7 protein-coding genes are annotated in these 12,245 nt (G+C 63.9%); all 7 read right to left on the bottom strand.

The window, feature by feature from the left end; all coding sequences use genetic code 11:
- Positions 1-35: 35 nt before the first annotated feature.
- Positions 36-4,361 carry a hemagglutinin repeat-containing protein gene (locus tag AACH39_RS10415; protein ID WP_338619857.1) on the bottom strand — a complete coding sequence of 1,442 codons (4,326 nt, stop codon included), beginning with the start codon at positions 4,359-4,361 and terminating at the stop codon, positions 36-38.
- Positions 4,362-4,456: 95 nt separating this feature from the next.
- Complete coding sequence (locus AACH39_RS10420) at positions 4,457-6,106, bottom strand: ShlB/FhaC/HecB family hemolysin secretion/activation protein (RefSeq protein WP_338619858.1); 1,650 nt, start codon at positions 6,104-6,106, stop codon at positions 4,457-4,459.
- Between the two features lie 362 nt (positions 6,107-6,468).
- Complete coding sequence (gene pgi / locus AACH39_RS10425; RefSeq protein ID WP_338619860.1) at positions 6,469-8,115, bottom strand: glucose-6-phosphate isomerase; 1,647 nt, start codon at positions 8,113-8,115, stop codon at positions 6,469-6,471.
- A gap of 2 nt (positions 8,116-8,117) precedes the next feature.
- A complete protein-coding gene (gene hexR / locus AACH39_RS10430) occupies positions 8,118-8,972 on the bottom strand; it encodes a transcriptional regulator HexR (RefSeq protein ID WP_215780112.1) in 855 nt (284 codons plus the stop codon).
- On the bottom strand, positions 8,965-9,954 hold the full coding sequence (locus AACH39_RS10435) for a glucokinase (RefSeq protein ID WP_338619862.1): 990 nt from the start codon (positions 9,952-9,954) through the stop codon (positions 8,965-8,967). The genes hexR and AACH39_RS10435 overlap by 8 nt, the downstream gene beginning before the upstream one ends.
- Complete coding sequence (gene pgl / locus AACH39_RS10440; protein WP_215780106.1) at positions 9,935-10,612, bottom strand: 6-phosphogluconolactonase; 678 nt, start codon at positions 10,610-10,612, stop codon at positions 9,935-9,937. The genes AACH39_RS10435 and pgl overlap by 20 nt, the downstream gene beginning before the upstream one ends.
- A 142-nt stretch (positions 10,613-10,754) precedes the next feature.
- The gene (zwf, locus tag AACH39_RS10445) at positions 10,755-12,227 is read right to left on the bottom strand and encodes a glucose-6-phosphate dehydrogenase (protein WP_215780102.1); all 1,473 of its coding nucleotides are present in this window, start codon (positions 12,225-12,227) and stop codon (positions 10,755-10,757) included.
- Between the last annotated feature and the right edge of the window lie 18 nt (positions 12,228-12,245).

A 12,245-nucleotide genomic window follows, 5' to 3' on the forward strand; every position in this document is an offset into this window, starting at 1 on the left:
ACAAAAAAACCCGGGAGATCCCGGGTTTTTTCGCTTCAGCGTGCAGGTTGCGTCAGATCGCGCTGACTGCGCTCCTGTTGCCAGCCAAAGGGCAGCTTGCCCGACAACACATCCGTCAGCGCAGTGCCCGCCACGCCGATCGGCGTCCCCGCCAGCGACAAGCCAAGCTGACGACTATTCTCCTGCCCCGCCAGCGATGTCCGTTGCACCCGGCCATCCAGCGACACCGGCACGCCGGCAGCCGACATGACGGCACCCTGCAACTGAGCGGTCCCCCCCACCTGCCAGTCCGCCCCGGCGCTTGCCGCCAGGACCGCCGGGTCTCGCACCGCCGAACTTTGTTGCGCACGCTGCGACAGCTTCAGGCGCAGCAAGTCACCGCCCCCCGAGGCCAGTTCACCGAGATCGGGCGTCGACAGCCCAAGATCCAGCGCAAAGTGCTGCTCTTCCGCCTGCCGGGTCTGACTGGTCAGCGCCAGATTGCCGCCCACCTCGCCACTCAGTTGCGCCGCCTCGACCCGGGCAGACTGCCCCGCGAGCTGCCCGCCCGCCGCCAGGCGGACTGTGTCGGCATGGATCACCGTCCCCTGCTGGTCAGACTGCCGGCTGCCATCACGGCCAACCTTGAGCGCAAACTCGGCCCCGGCATCGGTACTCACGCGCGCATTGACCCCCAGCTCGACCTTGCCGGCCTGCTGATCTTCTTGCTGATGCCGACTCATGCTGCCCAGCGTCAGATCACCGCCGGCCCGCAGACTGACCGAGGACAGCGGCGTCTCGGCCGAGCCCAGCTGTGCCGCCTGCAAGCGCAGATCCTGCCCGGCGCTCAGCACCACCCCACCGCCGGCCGCCAGCGTACTGCCCTGCACGCCCCCCTGCTGCCCCTGCTGCCGCTGCCACTCACCATTGATCTGACCACCGCCGCCAAACTGCGGACTATCCATATCCCCGCTCAGGGTCAGACTGGCCTGGATGCCGCCATGATCATTGCGCTGAGCCTGACGGGATTGCGCACTGGCAGCCGTCAGAGCCAGATCCCCGCCGGCACTGACCTGCAGGACACCGGAGCCACCATCCAGCCGGGTCGCCTGCAAGGCGGCATCCCCGGCCAGTTGCAACGACACCCCCTTGGCCCCTTCGATCCGGCCGGCCTGCACCCCTCCCTGTTCCGAACGTTGCAACTGACTGCCCGCACCAAGCCCCAGCTTCAGGTTGAGATCATGACCTGTCATGGTCGAGGCATGAAAACTGCCCTGATTGTCACGCTGCTGCCGCGACTCGTCGCGCTGCGTGGCCAGCGCCGTAGCACTCAGACTCTCCGCCACCAGCACCGCGCTGCCCTGCGTGGCCAGATACTGCGTCCCCTGATCCGTCAGGCTGCCATGACTGGTGATCTGCACGCTTCCCCCCTGATAGCGCGACGCCAGGGCATCCTGCACCGATTGGCGCACGGTCAGCTCGCTGGTCCCGGCCTTGCCCTCCAGACTGGCCCCCGGCAAGGTCACCTGGGCCAGCAAACTGGCCAGACCGACCCAGTCACCCTGCGCCAGCTTGTCCAGCCCCTGCTCCAGGCCATTACCGATCTGGCGAGCCGTAGCCACCGCCCCCGCCCAATCACCCCGCTTCACCTGATCCAGTACCTGATGCACCGGTTTGGTCAGATTGCCCGCCTGCCCGTCCAGTGTCAGCCCTGCCTGCATCTGGACGGTCTCCTGACGCGAGGAGGAGGACTGCGGTGCCGCCTGATTGACGATCTGACCGGCCTCGGCACTGAGCGCCCCGCCGGCCTGGAACTGCCCGCCCCGGGTACGCAATACCCCGCTGCCCGCCTGCAGCGACAGATCCCCCGTCGCACTGACCTGGCTACCCAATGGCGTCTGCTGCTCGCTGTCACTGGTTTCACGCCGATTGCGCATCTGACCGGCCACTTGCACCTGCTCGTTGCTGGCCATCAGCGACACACCCATGCTGTCCTCACTGTTCACCTGCAAGCTGCGTGACTGCCCCTGGGCAGAGTCGAACGCCAGATTGCTGCCTCGCACCGACACATCACCATCCGTGGCCACAATGCGACTGCCGGTCAGGCGCACATCCCCCTGTGCCGCCACTTGCACACTGGCGCCGCTGAACTCGGCCGCCTGCGGCGACAGGCTGGCGGCATCCACCCGCTGATCATGGCGGGCAATCTCCAGACCGGCACGATAACGCCCGGCCTGTGCCGGATCCTGCCCCAGTGCGGTATTCACCATCAGCTGGCTGTCGAACTGCTTGTCCCGCGTACGCTGATCCGCCGCCTGCAGGACCACATCACCGGCCGCCGTCACATTCAGGGCGCCCGTGGCCGCCACCCGGCTGCCGCTGACGGCCACATCCTTGCCGCTGGCCAGACGCAGATTGCTCTCTGACATCACCGCTGCCGCGGCGACCGTATCCTGCCCGTGACTGCCAAGACTGCGGTGCGTCTGGATATCAAACACCCCGCCAGTGCGCTGATCGACCATCGACTTGGTCAAATCCGTGGCATGCTGGATTTGCAGATTGCCTTGACGTGTATCCGCCTGCGCCCCCTGCTGCCCCTGGGCCTCACTGCCGACAATGCGGATATCCTTCTCGGCGCTCACCATCAGCTTGCCCTGCGCCAGCACCTGCGTCGGCTGATGCCGTGCCTGCTCCTTCTGATCATTGTGACGTTGGCTGCCGGCAATCCCCCCCCAGTGGTTGCCATAGTCCCGTACCTGCTCCTGCTGGTTGATGACTTGCGCCACCAGGGCCACATCACCGCCGGACCGCAAACTGATATCGCCCTGCGCCAGCAGGCGGCTGCCCTCGAGCGAGATATCCCCGCCTGCCTGCAACTGCACCGACTGACCGGCCATGACCTGGGTCGGCTTCAACTGCTGATGCTGATCACGCCGATCCCAACTCCCGGAGGCCAGCTCCGGCCCTTCGAGATAGCGGCTGCCCTGCTCGGTCTTGGCCGTCCGCTCAATCAGACCGGCCAGTGCCAGCGTCTGGCCGGCCTGCAAACGCACCTGCCCGCCGGCCTTCAGCTCGGCCCCCTGCAGCGACATCCTCCCCGCGGCATTCAGCTGCAGAACATGCTGGGCATCCAGCAGGCTGCCTTCATAACTCAGTTGCTCGTGCTCCGTGCGCTCCTTGCGCTGCCAGGAATTTTTCCAGGCAAAGTAATCCCGTTCGGTCACATCACGGTCCGCCACGCCATCCAGCACCACCTCCCCGGCCGTGATGCGGATATCCTCGGCGCGCACATCCGTGGCGGCCAGCTGCACCGCTCCCCGCGCCTGCACTTTCACCAACTCACCATTCAGCGCCGGACGGCTCAGTGTGGTTTCGGTCACGGTCTCGACCGTATCGCTGGCGCCGGTCTGCCAGATGAACCAGCTCTCGTCGTGGCCGCGCTTTTCCCGCTTATCCTGATGCACACCAGGCCGCGCACTGACACGGTCTGCCTGAATCACCACCTTGGGCGCACTCAACTCGGCGCCGGTCAACTGCACGGCGCCCTGGCTGTCGATGCGCACCCGCTCCTGCGCTTTCAGCACCCCTTCCAGATTGACCCCGGCACCGGCATCGGTACTGACAATACTGATGCGCCCGGCCTGCATACCGCCCAGAAAAGCACTGTCCAGCACCGGCCCTTCCGGCGCCGTGCCACGGGCGCTCACCTCGCGACGCTCATAGTCCATCGCGGCCTGCCCGGTCACCGCGTGAATGCCGCTGGTCGCCACCACACTACCCTGGGCATCAATACGGGGCGCGATCAGATCCAGGGCCTGCGCGGCCTGGATGCCTTCCTTGCCGATGCTCAGCGTACTGCCCGGACTGGCCGTCACCAGTTGCTGCAAGCGACCATCCTGCAGCCCGGGACTCCCGACCAGCAGGCTGGCACGGCGCGTATTGATGAAGCCGCAGCCCTGGCAGGTGATCCCGTTGGGATTAGCCAGGATCAGGTCTGCCGCCTTGCCGAACACCTCCTGCTGCCCGAGCAGCAAGGAGGGATTGCGACTGACCACCTCATTCAGAATCACCGCCGCAGGCCGTCCCGCCAGCGCCGCATTGCCCTGCAGCGCCCCGGCCAACTGCGACCGTCCCGCTTCGATGGCATTGTTCAGCACCACCCCGCCACGACCAACGTTGTAGTCCTGATACTGATTGTGAGACAGGCCCTGGGCATTGGCCGGGGCGATATTCACCACCGGCACCGCACCGACCTGCTGCACCTGGGTGGCTGAGCCGGCCACCGGCTGGATCCCTTCGGCCCATAAGCGCGGGGAGCATAATAAAGACAGCGCCAGGGCAGAGGCGATCTGCCCGTGGCTCGATAGCTTGAATGCTTTCATGATGGTTAACCTCTTTGTCGATTGAAGTTGCAGTCTTGCCGCGCTGTGTCGCGCGTGTCGTTATCGGGCCTGCGGGTGCCATACGCCCCGGTACCCTAGAATTGCCGGCTCAGCCGCAAAAGCACCTGCTGCGACTCGCCGACAAAATAATCCGGCTGCCAGAGCGGCCGGCTGTACTCGCCATCCAGTGACCAGTCGCCGTAGCGCAGCGTCATGCCAAGCCCCCAGCCCGCCATCCGCTGATCGCCACCATCGTCCCGGGTCTGCCAGACACCGCCCAGATCGAGCCCCAGCCGGGGCAGCCACTGCCAATCGCCGCGCCGGAACTGTCCGTGCAGGGTGTTGCGCCAGACCCAGCCGCGTTCGCTGGCCAGCGAGTTGTGACGAAACCCGCGCACCATGCTGTTATCCGCCAGCTCCAGCTGCTCCACCGCCGGCAGACGCCGCCCGCTGTACTGCCCCTGCAAACGGCTCTCCCACTGCCATCCCGGCAATGGCGTGAGATGGCGCAGGGTCGTACTCAGTCTCCATTTGTCAAAGCGGGTACTCGGCCCGCCGGGCACGCCGTCGTCAGCCCCGAACCAGCCCTGGCCACTGTCGAGCGACAACTCCAGCGTCAGCGAACCAAATGCCAGCAGACTCAGCCTGTCCACCCCCAGCGACAGCACCGACAGCGTCGGGCTGCTCACCTGCTGCAAACTGCCGAGAAAATAATTGGCCACCCGTTTGTGACTCACCTGGCCATGCGTACTCCAGATCCGTTGCTGGTCGCGCCACAGCACCCGGTCCAGCCGCAGACCAAGCTGTGACGATTCCCCGGTCAGCGCCACCGTGCCGTAGCGCAGGCGTTGCGGATTCAGATAGGCCGACTGGCCGGCAAACAGGCTGTAACTCCAGTAGCCGTGCGGCAGCGAATAAAACAGCGAGTGCCGCCGGCTGAAACGTCCCGCGGCCAGACTGTGCTCCAGCGCCAGACTCAGATAGTCATACCGGCCACTGAGGTTGTCGCGCGCCAGGGTCAGCCCCGCCACCTGGCGCCCGGTCGCGTCATAACCCCAGTTATCCAGCGCAATCCGGCCATGCCATGCCGGCGCCACCTGGCCACGCAACCGCACCGTCGAACCGCCCACCTGTCGCCCGGGCACAATCTCGGCGCGCAGCGCCGCCGATTGCAGGCGATTGGCCTGATCCAGTCCCTGCTCCAGATCACGGATATTCAACGGCTTGCCGCTCATGGCGGGAAACAGCCAGGCCGCGGCCTGCTCATCCCCCTCGATCTCCTCCACATGCCCTTCCAGCACCTGCAGCGTCATGACGCCATCGGCAGACAGCTGCGGCACCACCCGGGCAGCCACATAACCGCGCTCGACATACAAGGCCATCAGCCGCTGCAAAATCCGCTGCAAGCGCATGCCATACATGCAACCGGCCCCTTGCTCGCGCACCAGCGCCAGATCCTCTGCACCGAGCAGGGTGACCCCGGTCACCCGCAGTGCCCGCACCGGCAAACACGCATTGCCATGAGCTTCCGGCTCGGCCGGAGCGCAACGAATGTCCTCGTCGCGCAGTAACTGACGCTGGCGAAGCGCATCGAACTCACCGCGCAAATGTTCGCTGTTGTCCTGCAGGAAAAAACGGCCATCCGTCCCTGGCGCCTCTGACGGTTCGGCCAACAACAGTGCATGCCAGCACGCCAGACACACGCCGCTTACCCAGCGACGAGTACGAACCCTATTTGCCAGCATGGCCGCTCCGGATTGTTTAATGTCGAATTGTCAGACATAAATAACGTCATTGGCATAGCGTGCCAACACGTCTAAAGGACATATAGATGGAAAGACACGAATAAAGGAAAATGATCGACATTCAGCATGGAAATGACTGAAAGGACAGATCCCGGCGAGTGAATCGATGAGTTAGACAACAACAGGGCTTTGTTACAGGCAGCCTGCCCGTCAAAACGGCACAGCCAACGTGCAGCGCCGCAGGAACTGGCCGAGTGGCCAGCCAGCACCGGGCAAGAAGCCGCCCACAAACGGCCGTCTCATGCAACAGGGCCCCGCCTCCAGACGGAAGCGGGGCCCTCAGGCCATCATGGCAACGCAGATCAGTTCTGGTTGTACTGGCGATAGCGTTCGATCAGACGGGTCGTCGAGCTGTCATGCTCAGCCTTGACCTTCTTGCCGCTCAGCTCGGCATGAATCGTCTTGGCCAGCTGCTTGCCCAGCTCCACCCCCCACTGGTCGAAACTGTTGATGTTCCAGATCACCCCCTGCACAAAGATCTTGTGCTCGTAGGCCGCGATCAGCGAACCGAGGTTGCGCGGGTCCAGCCGCGACATCAGCAGCGTGTTGGTCGGGCGATTGCCGCCGAACACCTTGTGCGGCACCAGGGACTCCAGCGCCTCGCCCTGCAGCCCCTGCGCCACCAGCTCGGCGCGCGCCTCTTCAGACGTCTTGCCGCGCATGAAGGCCTCGGCCTGGGCGAACACATTGGCCAACAGGATTTCATGGTGGCCCGGCAGGGAAGAGCGACGCTCCAGCGAAGCAATCAGGTCGATCGGCGAGATGTGGGTGCCCTGGTGCAGCAGCTGGAAGAAGGCATGCTGGCCATTGATCCCCGTTTCCCCCCAGATGATCGGTGCGGTTTCGAAATCGACCGCCTCGCCGTTGAGCATCACCTGCTTGCCGTTCGACTCCATGTCCAGCTGCTGGATGAAAGCCGGGAAACGATGCAGGTACTGGTCATACGGCGCGATCACATGGCTGCCGCCACCATAGAAGTTGATGTACCAGATGCCGATCATGGCCAGCAGCACCGGCATATTGGCTTCCAGCGGCGCATTGCGGAAGTGCTGGTCCATGATGTGCGCGCCGTTGAGCAGCTCGGAGAAGTTCTCCTCGCCCAGATACAACATGATGGGCAGGCCAATCGCCGACCACAGGCTGTAACGGCCGCCCACCCAGTCCCAGAACTCGAACATGTTCGCCGGATCAATACCGAAATCGGCGACCGCCTTCATATTGGTCGACACGGCAACAAAATGCTTGGCCACCGCGGCCTCGTCACGGGCACGCGCGACAAACCATTCGCGTGCCGTCAGCGCATTGGTCAGGGTTTCCTGGGTGGTGAAGGTCTTGGACTCGATGATGAACAGCGTGGTCTCCGAGTGGACCTTCTTCAGGGTCTCTTTCAGCTGCGCCCCGTCAACGTTGGAGACGAAATGCATGTTCATGCGCGGATGGCCGTAGGGCTTGAGCGCACTGCACACCATCAGCGAACCGAGGTCCGAGCCGCCGATACCGATATTGACGATGTCGGTGATCGGCTGGTTGGTATAGCCGAGCCATTCGCCGGAGCGCACGGCGTGACAGAAACGCCCCATGCGTTCGAGCACATTGTTGATCTGCGGCATCACGTCGACCCCATCGACCAGGATCGGCGAGTTGGTGCGGTTGCGCAACGCCACGTGCAGCACCGAGCGGTTCTCGGTGCTGTTGATCTTTTCACCCTTGAACATCGACTTGATGCGTTGCGGCAGGCCGGCCTGACGCGCCAGATCCATCAGCAGCTGCAGGGTTTCATCGGTAATGCGGTTTTTCGAATAATCGAGGAACAGATCGCCGACTTCGAGCGAGAAACGCTCCGCCCGATCCGGGTCGGCGGCAAACAGGTCGCGCATGTGATTCAGGCGCGACAACGAAAAATGTTGCTCCAGTGCCTGCCAGGCAGGCAATTGGGTGAGGGCGCTCATCGTTATTTTTCCTCTTGCTCCTGCATGCGCAATCGCTTGCCACGCAGGCTCTGTTTGGATTTCTCCAGCTGCGCGATCAACGCCGGACCCTGACGCAGGGCCACGCCGACAGCGAGAATGTCGACCAGCACCAGATGCACGATCCGGGAGATCATCGGACTGAAGGTTTCAGTATCTTCACGGGTATCTGCTGCCAGGGTCACCGTCGCCATGCGCGCCAGCGGCGACGCGCTGGCCGTGATGGCCACCACGCTGGCACCGGCATTCAGCGCCACCTCCACCGCACCCAGCAGTTCCACCGTACGTCCCGAGTTGGAGATCGCCACCATCACATCGCCCTCGGTCAGCACCGACGCAGCCATGGTCTGGATGTGGGTATCGGCGTAGGCCACGGTAGGAATGCCAAAGCGGAAGAACTTGTGCTGCGCATCGGCCGCGATAATGCCGGAGTTACCCAGCCCATAGAACTCGATGCGGCGTGCATGCGACAGCAAATCCACCGCCTGTTCGACGGAGGCCGGGTTGACCTCGTTGCGACACTTGATCAGCGCCGTCACCGTATTGTCGAACACCTTGGCCGCGACTTCGGAGGTCGGGTCCTCGGGACGGACACTGGAGTGCACATAAGGCACCCCGGTCACCAGGCTGCCGGCCAGCTTGAGCTTGAAATCCGGCAGGCCGGCGCAGCCCATTGAGCGACAGAAGCGGATGACCGTCGGCTGGCTGACACCGGCACTGGAGGCGATGTCGGCCACGGCGGCCTGCATCACGGTATAGGGCTGTGCGAGCGCCAGTTCGGCGACTTTTCTTTCGGCTGCAGACAAATCCGGCAGCTGAGCGCGAATTCGCTCAAGCATGATGGGATTCCCGTAAGTGGGCGGCCAGCGCGGCTTGTGCGCCGATCAGGCCGGGATACTGACTGTGAATGACATAGGTCGGCATTGCGGCCAGATAGCCGGAAAAACGACCCGCCTGCTCGAAACGGCGCCGGAAAGGCGATTGCCCGAAGGCCGCCCCCAGTCGTGGCACAATGCCACCGCCGATAAACACACCACCGCGCGCCCCCAGCGTCAGCGCCAGTGCACCGGCCGCACTGCCCAGCATGGCGCAGAAGCGGTCCAGACTGGCCTGACACTGCGGCGACTGGCCGCCCAGCGCATGACGCGTGATGTCGGCAGCCGACAAACCGTCATGGGCCAGACCCTGCATCGCCAGGCGCGCTTCATGAATCAGCGCCAGCCCCGGGCCGGAGAGGAAGCGCTCGGTCGAGACATGCCCGTAGCGGGCACGGGCAAAACGCCACAGCTCGACCTCCTCTTCATCCTCCGGTGCGAAACCGACATGACCGCCCTCCCCCGAAAGCGGTATCGGTCCCTGCGGCCCCGGAATCAGGCCTGACACGCCCAGCCCGGTGCCCGGGCCAATCAAGGCCATGGCGCACCCGGGCTCGGCCTTTCCGTCCCCCACCTGCTGCAGCTCGGCAGCCGGCAGAAACGGCAACGACCAGGCCAGTGCCGTGAAGTCGTTGAGCACCACCAGCGAATCCAGCGACAGGTCGCGCCGCATCCCCGCGATGGAAAAAGTCCAGTCGTGGTTGGTCATGCGCACCAGATCACCGGTCACGGCGGTGGCAATACCGATCGCGGCATGCGCGACCCGTCGGGCACCGGTCTGCCCGAGGTAATCGCGCACGGCATCCAGCAGCGTCGGAAACGACGCACTGGCGCGAACATCCACCTCTTCAATCACGCCCGGAGCGGTTTCCAGCGCAAAACGCGCATGGGTACCGCCCACGTCGGCGAGAAGACGCGGGAACAGGCTAGGGTGCCCAGTAGACATCAAGTGGTGTCTCGTCCTGTTGCAAGAAATAGCTGACCGGCCAGCGGCGATCTTCCGCCTGACGCGCGCGTTCGAAGACCTCACGCTTGCCGTTCCCCTGTATCGACAAATACAACTTGTCGGATTTTAACAGCGCCTTGCGCGTCATGCTCAGGCGTCGATGAGGCGCAACAGGCGGCGTCACACCGATAATGGCCTGTGCTTGGCCCAGATCAAGGCCCGCGTCCAGCTCGGCCGCCTCCGGGAACAGCGAGGCGGTATGACCGTCATCGCCCATGCCCAGCACCGCCACCGTCGGCCAGGTGAAGGCCTGGCAGGCCTCGGCAATCGAGCGCGCCTCATCCTCGGGATACGGCGCCAGCGGCAGGAAGCTGGCGGCAGCCGCCTTGCCGGTCAGCAGATGCTCGCGGACCAGCCGGGCATTGCTGTCGGCGTGGTCGGCCGGCACCATGCGCTCGTCCACCAGAGTGATGGTGACACGCTGCCAGGGCAGATCCGCCATCGCCAGACGCTCGAAAAGCGCAATGGGCGACCGGCCGCCGGACACTGCCAGCACCGCTCGCCCATTGGTTTCAATGGTCTGCTTCAGATCGGCGGCAATCGCCGCCGCCAGGGCATCGGCCTGCGCCCCGGGTGATTCGAATTCCAGCCACTTCATAGTGTGGTTCTCCGTGCGTGCTGTATTTCCATGTGCATTAAAAAGCGGCGTCCGTCAGGGAGGCGGACGCCGTCAGAGTTTCCCCAACTCATTCAAGCCAGGATCCGGCGGCCAGCCTGCAGCGTGCCGGATCGCAGATCAATCAGCTTTCTTCGTGCCAGGCGATGCCGTCACGCGACAGCAGGGCCGACGAGGCCGCAGGCCCCCAGGTTCCGGCGGTGTACTGCTTGGGCGGCGTGGTGGAGTGTTCCCAGGCATGCATGATCGGCTCGACCCAGCGCCAGGCGGCCACCAGCTCGTCGCTGCGCATGAACAGGCCGAGACGGCCACGGATCACGTCCAGCAGCAGACGCTCGTAAGCATCGGCACGACGCACCTTGAACATGGCGTTGAAGTCCAGATTCAGGTAGGCCGGCTGCAGGTTCATGGTGTCGCCCGGTTCCTTGGCCAGGAAGTAGAGGCGGATGCTTTCATCCGGCTGCAGGCGGATCACCAGACGGTTGGCAGTCTGGCCGACCGGGCTCGGGAACAGATGGCACGGGACGTCACGGAAGTTGATGACGATTTCCGCCACCCGTTCCGGCATGCGCTTGCCGGTACGCAGGAAGAACGGCACACCGGCCCAGCGCCAGTTGTCGATTTCGGCCTTGAGCGCCACGAAGGTTTCGGTGGTCGAGGTCGGCGGAATGCCCTGCTCTTCCAGGTAACCCGGCACGGCGCCACCGACGATGGCACCCGCCTTGTACTGACCGCGGACGGTCTTGGTGGCGACGTCCTGCACTTCGAACGGACGCAGCGCCTTCAATACCTTGAGTTTTTCGTCACGAATGGCATTGCCTTCCATGCTGGCCGGCGGCTCCATGGCCACGATGCACAACAGTTGCAGCAAGTGGTTCTGCACCATGTCGCGCAGTGCACCGGTATGGTCGTAGAAACCGCCACGACCTTCGACACCCAGTTCTTCGGAAATGGTGATCTGCACGTTGTGCACCCACTCGCGACGCCACAGCGGTTCGAACAGCGAGTTGCCGAAACGGATGGCCATCAGGTTCTGTACCGACTCCTTGCCCAGATAGTGGTCGATACGATACAGCTGGTGCTCGTCGAAATACTTGGCAACGGCATCATTGATCTCGTTGGACGACTCCAGGTCGTGGCCGAGCGGTTTCTCCAGCACCACGCGCACATTGGGATGATTCAGGCCGACCGTGGCCAGGTTTTCACAGATCGGCGTGAAGAACTCGGGCGCGGTGGACAGGTAGCACACCACGCTGCGGCCCGGCACCATCGGCCCCAGCTTTTCGGCCAGCGGCGGGAAGTGTTCCGGGAAACCGGCATCGACACGCAGATAATCGATACGGTCGCAGAACTGTTGCCAATCTGCCTCAGTGAAGCACTCTTTGATATGCTTGCGCGAATGGTCTTCCACATAGGCCAGATATTCCTCGCGGGTCCACTCCTTGCGGCCCAGCCCCAGAATGCGGCCATCTTTATTAAGGAGACCGGCAGCATGCGCCTGATACAGCGACGGCAACAGCTTGCGCATCACCAGGTCGCCAGTACCACCGAACAGCACCATATCAAATGCAGGGGTTTGAGCAGCGTCGTTTCGCATAGCAACATCCATCCCAAG

Source organism: Paludibacterium flexuosum (assembly GCF_037076605.1).
In the GTDB taxonomy this organism is placed as follows: Bacteria; Pseudomonadota; Gammaproteobacteria; order Burkholderiales; family Chromobacteriaceae; genus Paludibacterium.